Here is a 20,878-nt window from a genome sequence, read left to right as displayed (position 1 = left end):
GGGGAGGTGGGGTCCCAGGCACCCCTCCATGAGCAGACCCGGGACCCCTGACGTCGGCAACTCGGGGTGAACCGCCGTCAGCTGGAAGACGATCGAGCGCCCGGATCATGACGCACTTTTCCTTCGGCGTGGCGCGCAGGATTCGTTCAGCCGGGTGTGGCACTGTCGCTCTCGCGCGCCCGTCGATGCTCCCCTGTCTCGACGGGCGCGCTCACGCCCCAGCGGCAACCCCCCTGCCGCTGGCGCACCCGGCGCGGCCCGCTCACCCCACCCGAGCGGGCCGCGCCCGCCCGTCCTCGAGGGGCCCGCCCGTCCGGGGTCGAGGCGTAGGGTGGGGTTCCCAGGCAGGGCGACACCGGACCGTGGCGTCGGGCTCGTGGTTCATGCCGCAGAACCGAGGTTGCACGTGACGACGTCCCCTCCGGACCGAGCAGTGGCTCGGGTCCTGCTCCAGCTCGCCGAGGAGCCTCAGCCGCCCGGCGCGGACGGGCTCGTCAGCACCCTGACGCGGTTGTGTGCCGCGGTGGTGCGGCACCTGCCGGCGTCAGGCTCGGGGATCAGCCTCGTGGGCGAGGGGCAGGGCTCCGCCGGGATCGCTGCGGCCGCGGGCCCCCGCAGCCGCAGCCTCGAGGCGCTGCAGTTCACCCTGGGCGAGGGTCCGTGTCTCGATGCGCACGCGGCGCGGCGCCCGATGCTCGAACCCGACCTCGCGGGCGCCGGGGCGCACCGCTGGCCCATCTACGGCCCACGGGCCTCCGAGCTCGGGGTGGGCGCGGTCTTCGCATTCCCCCTTCAGGTCGGGTCGGTGCGGGTGGGGGTGCTCGACATCTACCGGCAGCAGGCCGGGCCGCTCTCCGCCGAGGCCCTCGCGTCGGGCTACACCTTCGCCGAGGTCGCGCTCCGGCTGCTGCTCCAGGAGCAGGCCGGAGCCTCCGAGGGCCGGCATCCCGAAGGGCTCGACGATGCCCTGGCCTACCGCATGGAGGTCTACCAGGCCCAGGGGATGGTCATGGTCGACCTCGACGTCAGGCCCGACGAGGCGATGGCACGCCTGCGTGGCCACGCCTTCGCGACCGGTCAGGACATCACTGTCGTGGCCCGGGACGTCATCGACGGCATCCTCCACCTGCAGCGGGACGGCCCGCCTCCCGCTCCCGATGACCACCCATGACACCCTCGTCCAGGTCTGCGGACCGTTCCCCCATGTGCCTCACGCTGAAAGGAGCTGACCGCTCGTGATTGCCATCGACAAGCTCACCGACGTCTTCGTCGCCGTGGCCGACACCCTGATCGCCGACTTCGACATCATCGAGTTCCTCGAGCTCGTCGCCCAGAAGGCTGCGGCCATCAGCACGGCCAGCGCGGCCGGAATCGTGCTGGGCGACCCGACGGGGCGACTGCAGTTCGTGGCCGCGTCCGAGGAGTCGGTCCGGCTCCTCGAGGCTCTCGCGGTCCAGAGCGAGAGTGGCCCGTGCCAGGACTGCTTCCACACCGGCGAGCCGGTCGTCAACACCGACCTGCGTGACACCGAGGCGCACCGGCGCTGGCCGGCGTTCGCCGACCTCGCCGTCTCGATGGGCTACGAGTCCGTGCACGCGCTGCCGCTGCGCCACCAGGGCACCGCGATCGGCGCCCTGACCCTGCTCAGCGTCCACGCGCACCCGCTCGAGGACGCTGACGTGAAGGTCGTCCAGGCCGTCGCCGACATCGCCACGATCGGCATCCTGCAGGAGCGATCCATCCGCGCCAGCGACCTCCTCACCGAGCAGCTGCAGTACGCCCTGGTCAGCCGGATCAGCATCGAGCAGGCCAAGGGGATCCTCTCGCGCATCCACGGCATCAGCGTCGACGACGCGTTCACGCTGCTGCGCTCCTACGCCCGCGGCGCAGGGCTCGGTCTGAGCACCGTCGCGACCGAGATCGTCAACGACCCCGAGCGACACCCCACGCTCACCAGACCGTCCCCCTGAACCACGACGCCCGACACGTGCACGAGCGCCCTCGCCTACCCCTCCAGGACGACACCATGAGACGACAACCCGCTGAACGCACCCGAGACCGGCGAGAACCGGCGACGCTCGAGGACGGCCACCTGCGTGACGAGATCGAGCTGCTGCTCGACGTCATCGTCACGGCCTCCGAGCATCCTCGACACCTCTCGCAGCAGGAGGTCGACGCCGCCCTCCACCTGCCCACCTCATCCGTCGCGCGGCCGTCGGCTCGGCAGCGCGTCGGCTGACGAGGGCGTATGCCGTGCCGTCGCGTCGGCGCCCAAAGCCTCGGCTCCAGCCGCGCGAGGTCGCACCGCGACGGCATGGGTGGCATGTGGCGATGAGGCCCGAGGACGGAGCCGGGGGTCCTCCGGTCGACCGCGATGCCATCGCCGCCGATCTGGAGCGGTGTCGCGTCGACCTGCTCGCGCTCCTGGCCGGAGCCACCCGCGCGGAGTTGCGTGCGGCCAGCAACGGCACCCGGTGGACGAACGAGCAGCTGCTGTTCCACATGGTGTTCGGCTTCCTCGTCGTGCGCCGCCTGCTCCCGCTCGTACGACTCATGTCCGTGGCCCCGGGCTGGGTCGACCGCAGCTTCGCCGCCGTGCTCGAGGCGGGCCGGGCACCTTTCCACTGGGTGAACTACGCGGGCTCCTGCGGAGGCGCACTCGTGTTCGACCACACCCGGATGGGGCGCCTGTGCACCCACACCGTCGACCGCCTGGTCACAAGCCTGATGCAGGAGCCCGAAGAGGGGCTCGGCCGCGGGATGCGGTTCCCGACGAGCTGGGACCCGTACTTCCGGCAACGCATGACGGTGGCCGCCGTCTACGCCTACCCCGTCCTGCACTACGACCACCATCGCCGGCAGCTCACGCTCGGCCGGTAGCGGCCGGGGTGGCGCGACGCGCCAACCGACCTGCCGTAGTGACGGCGGAGGACGAGCAGAGCAAGAAGAGAGCCGGATCCAGCAAGCACGCGTGTGCCCACTCAGGTGGATCGGGGTAGGTAAGGACCAGCGTGATGCGTTCGTCGGGGCGAAGCATTCACACCACATCCCGATGCTAGGAGTCGCCGTGATCGCCTTGGCCCTGAGTGCCCCCGTCCTGGGTTTCGGCCTGCTGCTGACGCTGCAGTGGTTCGAGGAGCGTGTCATCGCCACCGACACCGGCAGGGTGGCCCCCCAGACTCGTGGGTAGTGCGGCGGACACCCGGCCTCCCTGTGTGGCGGCATGGACGGCGTGCGCAGCGAGCCGCACCGCCGGCGATCGGGCGGATGCGCGTTGACGATGTCTGTGGGCGCCCGGGCACCTCGCCGTCGAGCCACGTCTCCAGTCGCCCCAGCGACAGAAGGAGAACGAGTCCCCCGAGCGGGATCAGAATCGTGAGCAGCGTCATGTCCGTTCCTGGTGGCAGCCGACCGTCGTGTCCGACTGGTCTCTGTCTGACGACGCCACCGACCGGACCGCATGACGAGTGCCGGTCGGGCACGGGCACCCCATGAGCGCGACCGAGCGTTCCGGGACCGGCTCCGGCCACACCGCGGAGGATGTCGCGGACCTCATTCCCATGGTCCGGCGGATCGTGTACGCCAGAGTGGGCTCGCACCCGTCGGCCGAGGACCTCGTGCAGGAGACGCTGACCCGAGTGCTCTCCACAGCCTCGACGATCGAGCCCGGCATGCTCGAGCCCTACGCGATCGTGACGGCCCGGAACGTCGTCGCCACCCTGTGGCGGGACACCGACCGCAAGCGCCGCAACCAGCACCGGCTCGTCGATCTCAGCGCCCCGGAGCCACCTGAGAGACAGGTCGTTCTCGAGGAGGAGCAGTCGGCGATGGCCACCGCGCTGGCACGGCTCGACGAGCGGGAACGGCGGGCGCTGCTCGACCACGAGGTCGACGGGACGGACACGCACGCCCTGGCCGCACGCCACGGCACGAGTGCCGGTGCCGTGGCCGCGCAGCTCAACCGAACGAGGGCGCGGCTGCGCGTCGAGTACCTCTTGGCGCTCGAGCACGTCGACCCGCCGACCGATCGTTGTCGGCCGGTGCTGATCGCCCTGAGCAGCGGCGACCAACGGCGTCAGCGTGAGGTTCGCGCAGCCCAGCACCTTCTCGAGTGCGAGCCGTGTGCCCGGCTGAGCCAGCCGCTGCTCGATCGCGGCCAGCAACGCGACGACTGTCTGCGCATCGCCGTGAGCGCAGACGCCGACATCGTGTCGGCCCGCCGGGCCGTCCGCGAGATGGCTTCCCGTCTGGACTTCGGCACCACCGAGCTGACGGTGATAGCGACGGCCGTCTCGGAGGTGTGCCGCAACATCGTCCGTTTCGCCGGCGCCGGAGAGATCGTCGTCGAGCTGCTCGAGGGGCCGAGGCGCGGGATCCAGATCGTCGCGCGCGACGGCGGTCCCGGCATCGCAGACATCGACCGAGCGCTGGGCGACGGCTTCAGCACCTACGGAGGGCTGGGTCTCGGCCTTCCTGGGGTGAGGCGACTGATGGACGAGTTCGCCATCGCGAGCGAGCCCGGTCACGGCACCACCGTGACGATGACCAAGTGGGAGAGGACCGACCATGAACGACCGACCTGAGGAGCGACGGCAGATGCAGCCCGTACCCGATCCTGATCACGACTCCGCACACTCCGGCCCCGGCGGTCACCTCCTGTCGCAGCTGGTGGCTCACCTTCGAGAGCATCGGACCCGCCTTCAGGAGGAGTGGTCGCAGCGCATCCAGCAAGCGCACCTGCTGACTGCCATGACGCCCCAGGAGATGGCGGCCGAGACCACGTCGGTCTACGACAACTACGTCGAGGTGCTCGAGACCGGCAACGTCGAAGCCTTGCAGCACTATGCACGGGACCTCTCGGAGCGCATCATCCCGCGAGGCGTCGAGACCCATGAGGTCGTCGGCATCGTGCTGCTCCTCCGCGACGTCCTCGCCCGGTCACTCTTCGAGAAGTACCAGCGGGACTTCTCCATGCTCAACGAGGTGCTCGACGCCTACGAGCCCGCGGCCAACCGCATCGCCAACACGGTCGCCGTCAGCTTCGTCGACGAACGCGAGCGCGTCATCCGCCAGCAGCAGGACGCCATCCGCGAGCTGTCCACCCCGGTGCTTCCCGTCCGGGAGCGGCTCCTGATCCTGCCGATCATCGGCGTGCTGGACAGCGAACGCGCGCGACAGCTCACCGAGCAGCTCCTCTCCGGCATCCGGAAGCACCGCGCGAAGGTCGTCGTCATCGACATCACCGGCTCCCCCGACGTCGACGAGTCGGTGGCGAACCACCTCGTGCAGACCGTCGACGCGTCACGCCTGATGGGCGCGAGCGTCATCATCACGGGTCTCTCCCCCAAGATCGCGCAGACCCTCGTCACCATCGGGGTGGACCTCAGCAAGATGAACACCATCGGTGACCTGCAAGGGGGTCTCGAGGAGGCCGAGCGGCTCCTCGGCTACACCGTGACCCGGAAGGAGGTCAGCACCAGCTCGTGAACGGCGGACCGGCGCTCGTCTCCATCATGCGGCAGGGATCGACCCTGATCGCGTCGGTGCACACTGCCCTGAACGACTCCGAGCTCATCAGGTTCGAGCACGACCTCGTCGACCAGATCGGTGAACACCGCTCCCGCGGCGTCATCATCGACGTCGCGGCCCTGGACGTCATCGACTCCTTCGCTGCTCTCACCCTGCGACGGATCGCGGAGATGGCGCGCCTTCGAGGGGCGGTGACCGTCCTCGTCGGCATCCAGCCGGAGGTGGCCTTCACCATGGTTCGCCTCGGCATGGGCACCGGCGCCGTCCCGACCGCGCTGGACCTCGAGGAGGGCCTCGCGCTTCTCGCCGAGCACGGGTCGAACCGTCCGGCTCCTGACGCATCCGAGGCCTGACGGATCACGATGCCCGGACAGGCGAGGGACCACATCAGCCCGGAGGACTTCAGGCAGAACTACCGCCTGGTCCTCCGTCGCTTCCTCCCCCGTCGCGACGAGGCTGCGAGGGAAGCGGCCTACGACCTGGGGCGGCGAGCCTTCACCGGAGGCATCAGCCTCCTCGATGTCTGCCGGGTGCACCACGACTCGAGCCTCGAGCTGTTGGACGAGACACGCGCCGCGGGCCACCCCGAGATCTTCGAGACTGCGGGTGAGCTGCTGCTCGAGGTGCTCGCGGCATACGACATGACCAACCGGAGCGTGCTCGACCCCTGAGCCGCGACCCGGACGCCTTGGGGGTGGTGGCATGACGTGGCAGTCCCCGAGATTCGGAGCGTCACGACGCCGGGGGCCGTGCATCTGGACATATGCCGTCGAAGCGACCCCGCGTCATGCCATGACGGCGACGGACTCTTCAGGTGTGACCGACGGCCCACGAGGCCGGTAAGCAGACCGATCAAGGAGTCACACTCATGAAGCTGACCACCAAGCTGTGCGCCGCCGGAGCCACGTTGGCCACGACCGCGGCGCTGGGGCTCGTGCCCGCTGCCGCCGCGTCCGCGGCACCGTCCTCAGCTCCGTCGGCTGCCCAGGCAGCCAGCACGCCTCGGACCACGGCCACCTCGACGATCAACCAGGTCATCGCAGGGGTCGGCACGTTCGCCGGCTCGTTCACGCCGACGGCGTTCACCAACCAGAACGGGCAGCTCGCGGTGACCGGCGTCGTCACCGGCACGCTCACGACCCTGACGGGGGCGGTCGTGCCCGTCACCCAGACCGTCACGACCACAGTGGCCGGCGCGACGGCGGCGGGCTCCTGCGACATCCTCAACCTCGTTCTCGGACCGCTGCACCTCGATGTCCTCGGACTCGTGGTGGACCTCAACCAGGTCGTGCTGAACATCACCGGTGCAACCGGCGCCGGCAACCTGCTGGGCAACCTGCTCTGCGCCATCACCGGGCTGCTCGACGGCAGTGGTGTCAACGGGCTCGCCACCCTGCTGAACCGCCTGCTCGGCCTCTGACGGCTGCTCGCCCCGCTGCATACACGGGTCTGATCTCACCCGAGGAGGGGGCGCCGGTCCTTCACGGACCGACGCCCCCTCCGCCTCGGCTGCTTTCTGCACGACCGGATCAGTGCCTCGGCACTGGTCGCCGCGCCGTGTCAGTCGAAGAGACGCAGCAGGAGGTGCCGGTTCTTCGGCGCCCAGATCAGCTCGCGGAACTGGTCCACGGGTCCGACCGGCCATCGGTGCGCGATGTCGACCACCGCTGCGTCCTGGATCAGGGGCAGGAGCAGGTCCGGGATGTCGGCCCAGGCGACGGTGAAGGGCCGGTCCCACATGCGCACGACCTCGGTGGTCACCGGAGCCGTCAGCCCGAGGGCGTTGTGCATCGCGACCAACCTCTCGTAGGCCGTCATCAGGGCAGCTTCGCGGTCCTGCCACGCCTCTGCGCGCCCGACGTCCCACAGGAGGGGCGTCAGCTCCGAGCCACACGCAAGACGTGAGAAGGCCGTGCCGAACCACTTCGAGTACGGCGCGTACTGCCGCTCCATCAGGAAGGCGAGCCGCATGAGGTCCGAGACGAGACGCGAGCCGATGAGCGAGGAGCCCAGCTCGTCGCCCGTGGCTCCTGCCCTGCCGACCAGGTTCATCTCCGGGTGCACGCGCCACCAGGCGGCGATCAGCAGGTAGAGCCAGACGTCGTGGGGGTAGTAGGCCAGACGGTCCCGCGTCGCCTGCAGGCCCACCCCGTCGTGGAAGACGACGCCCGCGGTGAACGCGCGCAAGGCGTGCTCCGGCAGCGTCAGCCAGTCGCGCGGCTCGATGTCGCGCGCGATGTCCAGCTCCAGCTGTTGCAGGACGTAACCACGAACGGTGTGGACCTCGTGGGCCGTCGGGTGGCCGGCGAAGGTCGCCGGCAGGTCCCTTTCCAGCGCCTTCCGGACCTCGTCGCCGCGGCGCGCCTCGTCCGCCTCCGTGAGGAACACCAAGGCGCGTGGCTTCCAGTCGTGGTCGGTCGACATCTCGTCATCGAAGCCCAGCACCTCCGACCCACGGCCGAGGAGCGCAGCAGAGTGGGGCAGGTCGCGGAACCTGGCGCGCATGACAGGGTGCACGACCTCGTCGTACAACCGCCGGCTCAGCTCGGCACCCGGGACGAACGTCGACACGCCATCGGCCTCCTCCACGGAAACCAAGTGTGGACCCCTTCATGCAGGTGAGTGGCGGGTACAGGCAGCATCGACAGGGTCTCGCCCATTTGGTGACCGCACACCCGACGGATGCAGGTCCCTCGTCACGTCCGGCGGGCGAGCACGACGAGGTTGTCCTGCCGGGTCATCGGTACGTGCGGGTCGAGCAGGCAGGTGATGACCGCGAGCTCGTCGCCACGTTCCCGCCACCTGCCCCACACCCGTGGGTCGGTGGCAGCGGCGCCCTTGGGCTCGATGAGCACCGCTGTCACCCGGTAGTCGGTCTCGTCGACGGCGAGCCGGTCACCGACCGAGACGTGTGGCGTGCGCCCCGACCCCGGCTCGAAGAGGGCGTTGCCCGGTCCGCGGCCGCCTCGCACGGAGTGCATGGCCACCACGACGAGCCCGGTCGTCGTGTCGTCGAGACGGCCGAAGTCGCGGATGACATAGGCGTCCGTCAACGTCGGTGGGACGATGACGCCGCCGACGACCGACGCGCTGAGCAGCGGCACGGACACCTGCTGCCGGGGTGCGACGAACCTCCCACCGGTGGCCAGCGCCCCAGCGCGGGCCACGTCGGGTGCCGCGTCCCACACGACGGGCGTGCCGTCGAGGTCACGGGTCACGTGACCGCCCGTGTATGCCGTCCGCCCGGCTCCCGCGGCCAGCGCGGTGTCGTCGGGCTGCTGGAGCCACGCCCGGACGAGCACCACGGACGCGACGGCCGCAGCGACCGTCACGACGGCGACGAGCCGGGTCACGAGCAGCCGCGAGGAGGCCTGCCGGCTCATGAGTCCTGTCCCACCGCGGGGCGCCGGCGACGCAGCAGGACCAGGGCGCCGGCAGCGGCGGCGAGGCCGGAGAGCACCCCGCCGACGAGGAGGCGCCAGTCGCGCGATCAGCTCCGTCGACCTTGCATGCCACGGGACCGGCAAGCCTCAGCTACTCCCAGTCGCGCACCGCAGCGAACAACGGTCCGAAGCGCAGCCGGTGCACGGCTGCCGCCTCGCTCACCGACCGCGCGGCCGTCCAGCCCTCCGAGGTCACGCTGAGAACGACCGCTCTCGCATCGTCCGCGACCGCGTCCCGCGATCGTGTCACCAAGCCCTTGTCGCAGAGCTGGTCGACGACGTACGCCACTCCCGAGCGCCCGAGGCCCAGAGTTGGCACGAGGTCGACGGGACGGAGGCCGGGCTCGGCGGCGATGCGTACGAGGGCCGTGCGCTGGCTCCCGGTCATGGAGTCGCCGGCAGCCGACTCGATGCTGCCAACGAGCTCCGCGCCGGCGCGGACGAGGTGTTCGAGCAGACCCAGGGGGTCGTGCTGGCTCCCACCCTGAGGTGGTCCGCAGTGCAGCAGGTCGCAGATCTGTGCGGCTGTCCCTCGATGCGCCTCGAAGAGAGAGACCACGTCACGCTCGAGCGCCGCGAAGCTGGCGGTGCCGTGCGGTGTCAGCTCCACGACGACGCTTCGGCGATCGAACGGGCTGTTGCGAGTGGTCACGATCCCGTCATGACGCAGCCGGCTCACGAGGCGACTGACGGCACGTCGGTTGAGACCGCCCACACCGGCGAGCTCACGCGTCGTCGGACCCATGTCATGACGCAGGGCGAGCATGGTGAGGATCTCGTCGTTCTCCGCCCACTCACTACCGAGATGACTGTCGACGACGCTCGTGAGGTCCTGGCCGAAACGCCCCAGAAGACCGGCCAGATCCCACTGCGGTGCCGATCGGTCCGGCGTCGACGGCGGCGCCATGTCAGACGTGGAGGTTCGTGGCGCGCTGGGACCGCGCCCGCTGGGCCGCCATCTGCTCGTCGAACTCCTCACGCCACGTGTCGCTCACGGAGATGCCCTGCGTGCGCGCCTCTTCGGTGGACAGCTCGACCGGGAAGCCGAAGGTGTCGTAGAGGACGAAGAGCTCGGCGCCCGTGACCCCCGTTCCCCGATAGCCCTCCAGCTGCTTCAGGCCCTTGCGCAGGGTGCGGCGGAAGGACTGCTCCTCCTTGGACAGCAGCGCCACGATGTCATCGGTGTGCTCCTTGACCTCGGGGTAGTGCACGTCGTAGATGCCGGCCACGGTCGGGATGACGTCGGGGAAGAAGTTCTCCTCCAGCCCGAGGTCGAAGGCGAACCGGACGGCGCGGCGGATGAGCCGACGCATGACGTAGCCCTGGGCCTTGTTGCTCGGGCGCACCCCGTCGATGGCGAGGAAGGTCGCGCCGCGCAGGTGGTCGGCGATGACCCGCATCGCGAGCGTCTCGTCATCGTAGGACCGGCCGGACAGCTCCTCCAGCCGCGCGACGATGGGCCAGAGCAGCCCGATGCGGAAGACGTCGGAGGTGTCGAGAGCGGCGGCTGCGATCCGGGCCAGCCCGCCGCCGTAGTCGACGTTGCGGCGAGGCAGCGGCTCGAAGCCGGTCTCGGTGCGGCGGTACTCCATGAACACCGAGTTGCCGAGCTCGATGAAACGGCCACAGTCGCAGTTCGGGTGGCACTGCGCTCCGTAGGCCGGGTCGTGCTCGACGTGCGGGAAGAGGTAGAAGACCTCCGTGTCGGGCCCGCCGGGCTCCCCCACCGGCATGTCCTCGGCCTTGCCGCCGCGGCACCACCAGTTCTTCTTGCCGTAGAAGGCGATCCGCGCCCCGCCCGTGCCGACCTGCGCGGCGTGCTCCTCGGTGTCGACCTCGACCTGGTCGGCCGTGATGCCCGCCTCGGCGAAGAGCCGCGTCCAGATGGTGGCGGAGTCCTCGTCCTTGGGGATGCCGTGGGCCGGGTCACCGATGAAGCACGAGACGTAGATGCGGTCCGGGTCGAGCCCGACCTTCTCGGTGAGGAAGGTCCAGAACTGCGGGATCTGCTCGTCCTTGAAGTAGTCGCCGAGGCTCCAGTTGCCGAGCATCTCGAAGAAGGTCGTGTGCCGGTTGTCGCCGACCTCCTCGATGTCCTGCACGCGCAGGCACGTCTGGCTGTCGGCGAGCCGGGTGCCGGCGGGGTGCTCGGCGCCGAGGAGGTAGGGCAGCAGCGGCTGCATGCCGCTCCCGGTGAAGAGCGTCGTCGGGTCGTCCCGAGGGATGAGAGGCGCCCGTGGTATCACGGTGTGGCCCTGCTCGGTCATGTAGTCCAGGAACGCGCCCCGGATCGCGTCGGCATCCACGTGCCCAGTCGACACCACAAACGCCCACTCGTCCACAGGCGTCCTGAACCTGCGGTCACTCGTGCGCGTGGCGGGCGGCGCCCGAGCCCGACGGCGCGACACGACCTGCCCGACACGACCCGCCTCCACGGCGTCGCGACGGGTGCCGCCCCCGGAGACCCGTCTCAGGGGATCACGAGACACCCCGACCCAGACGGGGCATAGTTCCTGGAGGGGTCTCCCCCGGCCGCTCGCGAGCACCTGGTGCCGGGTTCCCAGGGCCGGCGCGGTCCTCGGGATCCGCCCGGTGGGCAAGCACGAGCTGCTGGGTCACATCCCGAAGACCGGCGAAGGAAGGGCCACACATGAACACGGAGAGCCGGCACCTGGTCTTCGGCGACGACGGATCAGCGGCCGCCGACGTCGTCTGGTTGTGGATCAACAACCACCCTTGGCCAGGCTGGCGCATCTCCGTGGTCACGGCGCAGAGGACCCCTCTGACCGCATCGGTCGGCCCTGAGCGGTCATCCCCACACCCTTGGGAACCGCCGGCACCGCGGCGTCTGTTCGCCGACGGCGCGACGCAGGTGGAGCACCTGATGGCGGAGGCCGACCCTCGGCTCGTCCTGGACTCGTTCAGCGACGCGGCGCTGATGGCCATCGGACCCCGTGGCACGGGACGGCTGAAGCACCTGTTCATCGGTAGCACGGCTGAATGGCTGATCTCGGCGCATCGCCCGCTCACGCCACTGGTCATCGTGCGATCGGCACGCCCCAGCCGACAGGTGCTGCTCTGCGTCGACGGCTCGGTCCACGCTCAGAGGGCTGCAGAGACTCTCGTCGGCCTCCCGTGGATCGACACGACCGAGGTCACGGTCCTGGGCGTCAGCGAGGAGCACGCTGACGTCGAGCGCGGGGTGGAGGAGGCTGTGCGGCTCCTCGAGACCCGCGGGGTCACGCTCTCCGGCACCCGGCTGCTGGCTGCACTACCCCACACGGCGACCTTCGACGTCCGGGCGACGATCCTCGACACCATCGCCGCTGACGGCCCCGACCTGGTCGTGATGGGCACACGAGGCATCGGAGGGCTCCGTCGTACCGTCCTCGGATCCACCGCACACGCTGTCATCCACCATGCTCAGTGCTCCGTGCTGATCGCCCGCGCGCCTGAGGAGAGTGGCGACCGCTGACTCCTCCGCGGCGGAGTCGAGGAGCCGCGGAGGATCTCGCAGTCCCGCCCGGAGGCCGGAGGCGCCCATCGACTCAACCCGATCACGCGGTGACGTGCGCGCGCTCCCACGCGCCGAACCCACCCAGGATGTCGGACACATCGTCGAAGCCTTGCGAGCGCAGCAGGCTCGCGCCGACCGAGCTGCGCCAGCCGCCCGCGCAGTAGAGCAGGACGGGCCGGTCCGGATCCAGCTCGGACGTGCGTCGCGACAGCTCGGCAAGCGGGATGTGGCGAGCCCCGGGGAGGCCTCCCGCCTCGAGCTCTCCGGCGTTGCGGATGTCGACGATCTGCACGTCGGGACGCGCGGATGCCACGTCGACCTCGACCACGGTGAGCCGGCTGGCCCGCTCGGTGTCGTCCTGGTGCGCGAGCAGGTATGCGTCGGGCTCGGCAACGTAGCCGACCACGTGGTCGAACCCGATCCGGGCGAACCGGGTCGCAACCTCCTGCTCCTGTCCCTCTGGGGCGATGACGACGATCTCGTCGTCCGGTGAGAAGACCATGCCCACCGTCTCGGCCATGCGTCCGTCGGCGGGCACGTTGACCGAGCCGCGGAGGTGTCCCGTGGCGTACTCCTGGACGTCGCGGGCGTCGTGGACACGGGCACCGCGGGCGAGCGCCGCCTCGACGCCCGCGGCGTCGAGCGCCGGCACCTCGGCGTCGACGTCACGCACGTTCCGGGACTGCTTGTTCAGGGTGGCGTTGTAGACGAAGTACGCGGGAGCCGCCGGCTGCCCGGCCGTGACGACCTCGAGGAACTGCTCCTCGCTCATCGGCTGGCACGCGTAGTTGACGGCCCGTTGCTCGCCGATCGTCGACTGGCGCTCGGTCGAGAGGTTCTTGCCACACGCCGACCCCGCGCCGTGCGCTGGGAAGACGCGGACGGCGTCCGGCAGCGCCATGAGGCGGTGCTGCACCGAGTCATACAGCATCCTGCCGAGCTCCTCGGCAGTGACGCCGACCGACGCGAGCAGGTCCGGACGACCGACGTCGCCGATGAACAGCGCGTCGCCGGTGAGGACGCCGTAGGCGACGTCGTCCCGAGCGTGCTCGTGGACGAGCACCGAGATGGACTCGGGCGTGTGGCCCGGGGTCGCCATGATCTCCAGGGTCACGTCTCCGAGGGAGATGCGCTCGCCGTCGGCCAGGTGGCGCACGGGGAAGTCGGTCCGGGCAGCCTCGCCGTAGCCGATCCAGGCACCGGTCTCCCGGGCCAGCTCGAGGTGGCCCGACACGAAGTCGGCGTGGAAGTGCGTGTTGACCACGCCCACGATCTGAAGACCTCGGGAGGTGGCATCGGCCAGGTAGCCCGCGACGTCGCGTCGGGGGTCGACGATCACGGCCTTGCCGGTCGTCTCGTCGGCGATGAGGTACGAAGCCTGGGAGAGGCAGTCGAGGTAGTACTGGGTGAAGATCACGGGTCGCTCCTTCGAGGGCGGCTGGAAACGTCGTCACTGTCGCAACGCATACCCCCAGGGGTATGTTCCCTAGTCGTGGCGCGCCGTACGGCGACGATCGATGCCACGAGCGCCACGGCGACCGGGGCAACCCACACCGGCACGTCAGCAACCCCCGCGGCCAGCGCGTCCTGTGCGGCGAACTCGAGCTCGGAGGTGTCGAGACCGAGGTTCCCGACGATGCCCGCAGTGCCGTCGAAGGCGATGAAGAGCACACCGATGACGACGAACAGCAGCCCCGACACCAGCGACGTCGAATGCGTCACGAGCGGCCCGAGCCGCAGAGGCCTCCCGCGCAGCCAGCGACGCCGTCCGAGGTCGAACCGGTCCCAGAGCAGGGCCAGGACGAAGAGTGGCAGTGCCATGCCGAGGGCGTAGATCGCCAGGAGCAGACCGCCCTGGACCGGGCCGCCCTGCGTCGCGGCGAGCGTGAGGATGGCGCCGAGGACCGGCCCCGAGCAGAACCCCGCCAGACCATAGACCGCACCGAGCACGAGTGTCGACAGCCAGCGCCCACGGGCCGAGGACGCATCAGCCACACCGGAGGCAGCACGCCCCGACGCCGCGGCAAGGGCGCCGGACCACCGGCCTCCGAGGCTCAGGCTGGGCAGGACGAGCGTGAGGACGCCCATCGCGATGAGCAGCCAGCCCGCGACGGTGACGAGCAGCTGGCGGTGGCCGTAGAAGATCGTGGACGCGGCACCGGCCCCCGTGCCCAATGGCACCAGCGTCAGCAGGAGACCCATGTAGAACACGCCCGTACGCGCGACGAGAGCGGTACGGCTCGAGAAGGCGTACGCGAAGAACGACGGGAGCAGCAGGGCGCTGCACGGGGAGATGAGCGAGAGCCCGCCGGCCGCGAGGGCGGTGATGAGGCCGACCTCGGTCACGAGGCGGCCGCCGCCCGAGCCTGCTCGATGGCCCGCTCGAAGACGTCGGTCGGCTGGGCGCCCATGATCGGCGTCCCGTTGACGAGGAACGCGGGGGTGCCGATGACGCCGATCCGCTGTCCCTCCGCGAAGTCCTTCTCGACCGCGTCACGCAGCCTCGCGTTCCGGAGGTCCGCGGCGAAGCGGGTCGGGTCGAGGCCGGCCTTTCGAGCGACGTCGGTGAGGAAGGCTGTGGTGAGCCTGCCGCTGTTCGGGGGCTGCTGGTCGGCGTACAGCGCGTCGTGAAACCGCCAGAACTTGCCCTGGGCGGCAGCCGCACGCCCGGCCACGGCTGCGGTCGTGGACTCGTCGCCGAGGTAGGGGAAGTCGCGCCATTCGATGCGCAGGACACCGGCGTCGACATACTTGCGGATCAGGGTCGGCTCCGTGTCACGGGCGAACTTGCCGCAGAACGGGCACTGGAACTCGGAGTAGCTGATGAGTACGACCGGCGCGTCGGTCTTGCCTCGGGCCATCGGGTCGCCGGGTGTGCGGCGGGCGAGACCCTTGAGCATCTCGATGACGGGGTCGGTGGTGGACGCATCGGCGCTCGGGGTCTCGATGACGGCTGCTGGACCGGTGCCGGCCGAGCTCGGCGGGGCCGTGCCCGCAGCCGGGTTCGAGGACGGGTGGGAGGCCACGAAGGCGACGACGGCCACGAGTGCGGCAAGGACAGCGACGGCGGCGGGGACGAGCACCGAGCGCCGCGCGCGTGGTGGGGACGGGTCAGTCATGACACTTCTCCTCGGGAGTGACGGTCAAGGTCTTGGCGCGCGTGCGCGGCGGGGCACAGGCCAGGCTCGAGCGCAGTCGGGCAACGAGGGCCCAGCTGAGGACGGCGATCCCTGCGACCTGCAGGAGCGGCTGGAGCGGCGCGAACCAGCGCATCGCGCCGGAGTAGCCGAGGGCGAGGAGGACGACCTTGTTGCACACGGGGCAGCCGACCGCGAAGAAGGTGAGCGCTGCGCCGAGCCAGCCGCGTGAGCTCCATCGGTCGCCGCGCGCGTCGGCCGAGTCTGCCGGCCGTGCTGACCGAGGCTGCGACACGTAGGTCGCCAGGAGCAGGCCGGACAGCAGGGACGAGACGGCCAGCGACGGCCAGGCCCAGGCCGTCGGCGGGACCGCACGGCCGAACAGCGGAGTGTCGAGCAGGTCCGTCGGCACGGCGACGAGCAGGGCGGAGACGACCGATCCGACAAGCACCGTCACCCACTGGCGTGCCGTCCACGCCGCGACCGCAGAGGCCGGGCTGGGGTTGGGCGCCGGGATGGTCGCGATCTCAGGCACCCGAGACCACCGGCAGACCCTCTCGGCGCCATTCGAGGAACCCGTCCTCGAGGCGCACCGCTTCCCGACCGACGGAGCCGAGCAGGGTCACCGCGTCGTGGGCCATGACGCAGTACGCGCCGCGGCAGTAGGTGACGAGCCTTCCGGTGGAGGGCAGCTCCTCTACCCGTGCGACCAGGTCCTCCAACGGCATGGAGACGGCGTCCGGAATGTGGCCGGAGGCGTACTCCTCGACCGGTCGCACGTCGAGCAGAGCGACGGTGCCCCTCTCCAGCCCGGTCGCGACCTCCGCACGGGACAGCGTCCCGACTCCCCCGCCGGTGCCGAGGTATGCGTCGAGCGCGGCCCCGACATCCGCTGAGTGCGCGCGTGCGACAGCGCCGAGGGCAGCGAACAGCGTGGCCACGTCGTCACCGGCCAGTCGGTAGAAGACGCGGGTGCCCTGGCGCCGGGTCCGCACGAGGGCGGAGGCCCGCAGGATCTGCAGATGAGCCGACACGGTGCTGAGGCCGAGGCCGGTCAGCTGCACGACCTCGTCGACAGATCGTTCGGCCTGGGCCAGCAGCTCGATGATGTGCAGGCGCTTGGCGTTGGCGAACGCCTTGCCCACGACGGCGAGGTGATCGAAAAGAGGATCGTGGAGGCCGCCCGATACAGCTGTCCTTCTCGCTTGTTCCATGGAAAACGAGAATAGCATTCCCTCGCCTCGCCGCCGTGCTGCTGGCGTCAGCTCGCCGGCGTGGCCAGCTCGCGTAGCACGGCGTCGAGGCTGGGTCCGGTACGGCGGTTGTAGGGCAGCATCGACAGTGCCTTGCCCATGGCGCAGCTGTTGGTCACCGCCGCTCCCGTCAGCCCTGCTCCGACTGCCGCCGACACCCACTTGAAGGCCGGGAGCTTGACGCTGGCCAGCACGCCGGTCAGGACGATGCCGCCGGCCACCAGCCGCACCTGGCGCTCGAGCTCCCACGCCTGGGCGCCGCGGTTGAGCGGGCCGCCGGCGACCTCCCAGGCGGACACGCCGCCGGTGAGGACGTGGAGGTTGGCAAGACCGGTCGAGCCGAGCAGCGTCTCGGCCTGCATGGCCCGGGCCCCGGAGCGGCAGACGAGGACGACGTCGTCGTCGAGGTGGGTGCGCAGCTCGTCGCGGTGCTCGCGCAGCAGCGGGAGGGGCACGTTGTAGGACCCGGGGATGTGGGCGGTCGTGAACTCGGCCGGGGTGCGCACGTCGAGCAGGCGTGGCCGGTCGTCGGCGGCCATCCACTCCCGCAGGGCCTGCGGGTCGAGCGCTGCGGGCCGGCGCGGCATGGTGCGGGTGGTGGTCGGGTCGGGGTGGACGGAGGGGCTGTGGCTCATGGTTCCTTTCACGTTCCGCGCGCCGGGAGGCGTGCGGGTTCCGAGGGAGGGCGCGACGGATCGGCCACCGCGCCGGAGGTCCCGGTGGCTGGTGTCAGCCGAGGAGGGAGAGGCTGCGCGCGGCGGTGTACAGGGCGACGCAGACGAGCAGGACGGCGAAGGCGAGGGTGAGGTGTCGCGGGTTGGCCCGGGACGCGATGCGCCCTCCGATGAGGCTGCCGACGACGGCGGCGGCCGTGAACGTCGCGATGAGCGCCCAGTCGAGGTTGCTGCTCGTGTGGGTGACGCGCGCGGTCAGCGCGGTGGCGCTGTTGACGGCGATGACCAGCAGGGAGGTGCCGACTGCGGTGGGCATGGGGAAGCCGAGGGCCAGGACGAGGGCCGGCACGAGCGCGAATCCCCCTCCGACACCGAAGAACCCGGTCAGCAGACCGACGAGGGTGGCAGTCACGACGACCTTGGCGACGCGTGGGCAGGCGCAGCTGAACGGGTGAAGCGTGATCATCGGCTCGACCGTCGGGTCCAGCGGTGTCGACCGCTCAGCGGGGTTGAGGACACGGCGCAGCATGAGCGCTGCGACGAAGAGCATGAGGGCTGCGAACGCGAGCAGCAGGGTGTTGGGGGCCACGGACCGTGAGAGGGCTGTCCCCGCGAACGCGCCTGCGGTTCCGAGGGCACCGAAGAGCAGCCCTTGCGCGAACCTGACTCGGCCGGCCCGGGCGTGCGGTACCAGCGCGATGAGCGAGGTGATCCCCACGATGATGAGCGAGCTCGTCGTCGCGTCACGCGGGTCCTGGTCGAGGACATAGACCAGGGCGGGGACGGTGAGGATGGAGCCGCCTCCGCCCAGGGCCCCGAGGGCGAGGCCGATCAGCACGCCGAGCGGTATGGCCAGCACGGGCATGGGATGGAGCTCCTTCGACGCTACTGATGGTGGGGGACGTTCTGGGTTCGGCGCTGCATCGGGGGCCCGGACGAGGATGGCCCGGGCCCCCGACGGTGCCGTCCGAGCCCCGGTCTCGAGCGCGTCGGCCTCTCCTGGGGGATGGCGAGACGGCGACGGCTCGGCGGACAGGACGCGCCGGGCTCGGGATCGGATCCGGGAGGTCCGTGGGGGCGGACTCCCGGGCTGGACCCGCCCGGGCACAGACCGGGTGGGCGGTGATGGGGCCGAAGGCGAGCGACCCGCCGCCGACCGCGCGGCTCAGCGGCCGCCGAAGATGCGGCTGAGGAAGCCGCCCCCGCTGCCCTCCGAGGAGGCAGAGACGTGGCCGGGGCAGCGCTGGCCGGCGGGAACGTTGCGCATGACCTGGTCGACGTGCTGGCCGCATCCGGCCCAGGTGGTCTTGCCGCAGGTCTTGCAGGTGGCGGGACGACACATTATGGATCTCCTTGTCTACCGTCGGTGTTCGGCGGTGGGTGGGTTGTGGTGATGAGTTTGGTGATGAGGTGTGGTGAGAGTTCGGCGGCGCGTCAGGCGGCCGCGGTCAGCGGCAGACCGGCCGCTTCTGCGCGCTCCCCGTAGCTGTCGTCGACGGCGACGACGTGGTGCCCGTGGGCGGCGAGGACGGATGCGGCGATGGAGGCGCGGTAGCCGCCGGCGCAGTGCACCCAGACCTCGCCTGCGGGAGTCTCGTCGAGGCGCTCGAGGAGCTCGTGCAGTGGGATGTTGACGGCGTCGTCGATGTGCGACTCGGTGAACTCCGAGGCGCGGCGGACGTCGAGGACCGCGACGCGGCGGTGGTGTCGCACCTGCGCGAGGTCGGCGAACGTCGCGCGCTCGAAGGAGCCGAGCGGGGAGTCGGTCCAGTCCTCAGGGGTGCCGGTGGCGGCGCCCTCGAGGTGGTCGATGCCGATGCGGACGAGCTCGCGCTGGGCCTCGGCGACCTGTTCGGGGCTCTCCCCCAGCAGAGTCAGAGGGGTGCCCCACGGGATGAGCCAGCCGAGGTAGGTGGCGAACTGGCCGTCGACGCCGAAGTTCAGTGTGCCCGTGACGTGCCCGGCGGCATACGCCGTCCTGGTGCGCAGGTCGACGACCCACTCGCCCTCCGTGATGCGGCGGGCCAGCACGGCCTTGTCGGCAAGCGCCGGGGCCGACAGGTCGGCCGCGTGTGGGCCGGCACTGTTGGCCGGGGCCATGTGGGCGTAGTAGGCGGGGTACGCATCCAGTCCGGCGAGCGTGTCTGCGACCCACTGCTCCTCGTCCTGGGTCAGGGCCGGGTTGGCCGTCTTCTCCCGACCGATCGTGGAGGCGGTCGTGTCGCCGGTGGAGCCCGCGGAGCAGAAGCTGCCGAAGCCGTGGGTGGGCAGCACGTGGGTGTGCTCGGGCAGCTCGTCGACCAGCCGGTGGGCCGAGGCGTACTGGTGGTGGACGAGGTCGTGCGTGTGCTCGTGCCCGAGGAGGTCGGGTCGGCCGGTCGCGCCGAAGAGCAGCGAACCGCCGGTGAACACCCCGACCGGCTCGAGCGTCCCCGTCGCCTCGTCCGCGGCGTCGAGGGCGTACGAGAGGTGGGTGTAGGTGTGCCCGGGGGTGGCGATGACCCGGATCCGCAGTGCGGGTGAGACGTCGAGGACGTCGCCGTCGCTGACGGGGACGCGGTCGTAGGAGACCTCGTCGGCAGCGTTGACGTGGTAGGCAGCACCGGTGGCCTGGGCCAGGGCGTAGCCGCCGGTGACGTAGTCGTTGTGGATGTGCGTCTCGAAGACGTGGGTGATCGAGACGCCGGCGTCCTTCGCGAGGTCGAGGACGCGGTCGATGTCGCGCTGGGGGTCGATGACGATGGCGACCTGCCCGTCATGGGCGAGGTAGCTGCGGTCACCGAGCGTCGGGGTGTCGATGGGGATGATGGTCGCCATGCGGCGGGTCCTTTCGGGGACGGACCGGTATGCGGTCAGGTGCGGCGCCGGGCCAGGCCGGCCCGGCGCGGCAGGTGGCAGGTGGCAGGTGGCAGGTGAGTCAGGCGGAGGCCTTGGCGCCGCCCACGATCGGGCGCCCCGCCGCGGCCCAGGCCGCCGTCCCGCCGTCGACGGACCGGGCGTCGAAGCCGGCGCGTGTGAGGTAGTCGCTCATGGCGCGGCTGCGGTTGCCGCTGGCACAGATGACGAAGACGGGGCGGTGCCGGTCGAGCTCGCCGAGCCGTGACGGCAGCTGACCCATCGGCATCAGCACGGCGCCGGGCACGTGCCCGCCCACGTACTCACCGGGCTCGCGCACGTCGACGACGGCGGCACCGTCAGCGGCGGCGGCAGCGAGCTCGTCGATGCTGGCACTAGTGGTCATTCACTCTCCTGAGGTAGGGACTTGATACCCATGGGGGTATCTCACGGACAGAACCGTAACCCGCGACAGGGCGATTCGTCGAAC

25 protein-coding genes are annotated in these 20,878 nt (G+C 70.6%); 11 read left to right on the top strand and 14 right to left on the bottom strand.

Going from position 1 to position 20,878, the window contains the following annotated elements; translation table 11 throughout:
- Positions 1–406 precede the first annotated feature (406 nt).
- The 10 genes from ACSQ2D_RS09165 to ACSQ2D_RS09120 all read left to right on the top strand — a co-directional run bounded on the left by ACSQ2D_RS09165 (position 407) and on the right by ACSQ2D_RS09120 (position 6,949).
- On the top strand, positions 407–1,171 hold the full coding sequence (locus ACSQ2D_RS09165) for an ANTAR domain-containing protein (protein WP_435985643.1): 765 nt from the start codon (positions 407–409) through the stop codon (positions 1,169–1,171).
- Between the two features lie 64 nt (positions 1,172–1,235).
- Positions 1,236–1,970, top strand: a complete 735-nt coding sequence (locus ACSQ2D_RS09160; RefSeq protein ID WP_435985642.1) for a GAF and ANTAR domain-containing protein — start codon at positions 1,236–1,238, stop codon at positions 1,968–1,970.
- 56 nt (positions 1,971–2,026) lie between these two features.
- Positions 2,027–2,239, top strand: a complete 213-nt coding sequence (locus ACSQ2D_RS09155; RefSeq protein ID WP_435985641.1) for a hypothetical protein — start codon at positions 2,027–2,029, stop codon at positions 2,237–2,239.
- Between the two features lie 92 nt (positions 2,240–2,331).
- Positions 2,332–2,880, top strand: coding sequence for a DinB family protein (locus tag ACSQ2D_RS09150; RefSeq protein ID WP_435985640.1), 549 nt, complete (start codon positions 2,332–2,334; stop codon positions 2,878–2,880).
- A 187-nt stretch (positions 2,881–3,067) separates the two neighbouring features.
- Complete coding sequence (locus ACSQ2D_RS09145) at positions 3,068–3,190, top strand: hypothetical protein (protein ID WP_435985639.1); 123 nt, start codon at positions 3,068–3,070, stop codon at positions 3,188–3,190.
- A gap of 301 nt (positions 3,191–3,491) precedes the next feature.
- A complete protein-coding gene (locus ACSQ2D_RS09140; protein ID WP_435985638.1) occupies positions 3,492–4,583 on the top strand; it encodes a sigma-70 family RNA polymerase sigma factor in 1,092 nt (363 codons plus the stop codon).
- Positions 4,584–4,749: 166 nt separating this feature from the next.
- Positions 4,750–5,487: an STAS domain-containing protein gene (locus ACSQ2D_RS09135; RefSeq protein ID WP_435985637.1), complete on the top strand. Its 738-nt coding sequence runs from the start codon at positions 4,750–4,752 to the stop codon at positions 5,485–5,487.
- Entirely contained in the window at positions 5,484–5,882 is a 399-nt protein-coding gene (locus ACSQ2D_RS09130) for an STAS domain-containing protein (RefSeq protein ID WP_435985636.1), read from the top strand. Before ACSQ2D_RS09135 ends, ACSQ2D_RS09130 begins: the two co-directional genes overlap by 4 nt.
- A 9-nt stretch (positions 5,883–5,891) precedes the next feature.
- Complete coding sequence (locus tag ACSQ2D_RS09125; protein WP_435985635.1) at positions 5,892–6,200, top strand: phosphatase RsbU N-terminal domain-containing protein; 309 nt, start codon at positions 5,892–5,894, stop codon at positions 6,198–6,200.
- A gap of 197 nt (positions 6,201–6,397) precedes the next feature.
- On the top strand, positions 6,398–6,949 hold the full coding sequence (locus tag ACSQ2D_RS09120; protein ID WP_435985634.1) for an ABC transporter substrate-binding protein: 552 nt from the start codon (positions 6,398–6,400) through the stop codon (positions 6,947–6,949).
- A gap of 140 nt (positions 6,950–7,089) precedes the next feature.
- Here the strand turns inward: ACSQ2D_RS09120 and ACSQ2D_RS09115 are convergent, their stop codons facing one another.
- The 4 genes from ACSQ2D_RS09115 to ACSQ2D_RS09100 form a co-directional block, all read right to left on the bottom strand.
- Positions 7,090–8,100 carry a DUF4037 domain-containing protein gene (locus ACSQ2D_RS09115; protein WP_435985633.1) on the bottom strand — a complete coding sequence of 337 codons (1,011 nt, stop codon included), beginning with the start codon at positions 8,098–8,100 and terminating at the stop codon, positions 7,090–7,092.
- A gap of 125 nt (positions 8,101–8,225) precedes the next feature.
- On the bottom strand, positions 8,226–8,912 hold the full coding sequence (locus tag ACSQ2D_RS09110) for a hypothetical protein (RefSeq protein ID WP_435985632.1): 687 nt from the start codon (positions 8,910–8,912) through the stop codon (positions 8,226–8,228).
- Positions 8,913–9,063: 151 nt separating this feature from the next.
- A complete protein-coding gene (locus ACSQ2D_RS09105; protein WP_435985631.1) occupies positions 9,064–9,624 on the bottom strand; it encodes a MarR family winged helix-turn-helix transcriptional regulator in 561 nt (186 codons plus the stop codon).
- Positions 9,625–9,880: 256 nt separating this feature from the next.
- Positions 9,881–11,278, bottom strand: a complete 1,398-nt coding sequence (locus tag ACSQ2D_RS09100) for an alanine--tRNA ligase-related protein (RefSeq protein ID WP_435985630.1) — start codon at positions 11,276–11,278, stop codon at positions 9,881–9,883.
- A gap of 344 nt (positions 11,279–11,622) precedes the next feature.
- Here ACSQ2D_RS09100 and ACSQ2D_RS09095 point away from each other — a divergent pair, with 344 nt between their 5' ends.
- The gene (locus ACSQ2D_RS09095; RefSeq protein WP_435985629.1) at positions 11,623–12,447 is read left to right on the top strand and encodes a universal stress protein; all 825 of its coding nucleotides are present in this window, start codon (positions 11,623–11,625) and stop codon (positions 12,445–12,447) included.
- 82 nt (positions 12,448–12,529) lie between these two features.
- On the opposite strand, the gene ACSQ2D_RS09090 is transcribed toward ACSQ2D_RS09095, so the two are convergent.
- The 10 genes from ACSQ2D_RS09090 to ACSQ2D_RS09045 all read right to left on the bottom strand — a co-directional run bounded on the left by ACSQ2D_RS09090 (position 12,530) and on the right by ACSQ2D_RS09045 (position 20,794).
- Complete coding sequence (locus tag ACSQ2D_RS09090; protein WP_435985628.1) at positions 12,530–13,906, bottom strand: MBL fold metallo-hydrolase; 1,377 nt, start codon at positions 13,904–13,906, stop codon at positions 12,530–12,532.
- Positions 13,903–14,835 (bottom strand): cytochrome c biogenesis CcdA family protein, encoded by a 933-nt coding sequence (locus tag ACSQ2D_RS09085; protein ID WP_435985627.1) that lies wholly within the window; start codon positions 14,833–14,835, stop codon positions 13,903–13,905. Before ACSQ2D_RS09085 ends, ACSQ2D_RS09090 begins: the two co-directional genes overlap by 4 nt.
- On the bottom strand, positions 14,832–15,608 hold the full coding sequence (locus ACSQ2D_RS09080; protein WP_435985626.1) for a DsbA family protein: 777 nt from the start codon (positions 15,606–15,608) through the stop codon (positions 14,832–14,834). Before ACSQ2D_RS09080 ends, ACSQ2D_RS09085 begins: the two co-directional genes overlap by 4 nt.
- On the bottom strand, positions 15,601–16,161 hold the full coding sequence (locus ACSQ2D_RS09075) for a hypothetical protein (protein WP_435985625.1): 561 nt from the start codon (positions 16,159–16,161) through the stop codon (positions 15,601–15,603). The genes ACSQ2D_RS09080 and ACSQ2D_RS09075 overlap by 8 nt, the downstream gene beginning before the upstream one ends.
- A complete protein-coding gene (locus ACSQ2D_RS09070) occupies positions 16,154–16,771 on the bottom strand; it encodes a metalloregulator ArsR/SmtB family transcription factor (protein WP_435985624.1) in 618 nt (205 codons plus the stop codon). Before ACSQ2D_RS09070 ends, ACSQ2D_RS09075 begins: the two co-directional genes overlap by 8 nt.
- Before the next feature lie 116 nt (positions 16,772–16,887).
- On the bottom strand, positions 16,888–17,514 hold the full coding sequence (locus ACSQ2D_RS09065; RefSeq protein WP_435985623.1) for a rhodanese-like domain-containing protein: 627 nt from the start codon (positions 17,512–17,514) through the stop codon (positions 16,888–16,890).
- 94 nt (positions 17,515–17,608) lie between these two features.
- Positions 17,609–18,418 carry a sulfite exporter TauE/SafE family protein gene (locus ACSQ2D_RS09060; protein WP_435985622.1) on the bottom strand — a complete coding sequence of 270 codons (810 nt, stop codon included), beginning with the start codon at positions 18,416–18,418 and terminating at the stop codon, positions 17,609–17,611.
- A gap of 300 nt (positions 18,419–18,718) precedes the next feature.
- Positions 18,719–18,895, bottom strand: coding sequence for a hypothetical protein (locus tag ACSQ2D_RS09055; RefSeq protein ID WP_435985621.1), 177 nt, complete (start codon positions 18,893–18,895; stop codon positions 18,719–18,721).
- Positions 18,896–18,987: 92 nt separating this feature from the next.
- A complete protein-coding gene (locus tag ACSQ2D_RS09050) occupies positions 18,988–20,370 on the bottom strand; it encodes a rhodanese-like domain-containing protein (RefSeq protein WP_435985620.1) in 1,383 nt (460 codons plus the stop codon).
- A 100-nt stretch (positions 20,371–20,470) separates the two neighbouring features.
- Positions 20,471–20,794, bottom strand: coding sequence for a rhodanese-like domain-containing protein (locus ACSQ2D_RS09045; RefSeq protein WP_435985619.1), 324 nt, complete (start codon positions 20,792–20,794; stop codon positions 20,471–20,473).
- Positions 20,795–20,878: the final 84 nt, after the last annotated feature.

Origin of the sequence: Terrabacter sp. LjRoot27 (genome assembly GCF_964254175.1) — a bacterium.
Classification (GTDB): Bacteria; Actinomycetota; Actinomycetes; order Actinomycetales; family Dermatophilaceae; genus Terrabacter.
This window is presented reverse-complemented; position numbering and strand designations above follow the sequence as displayed.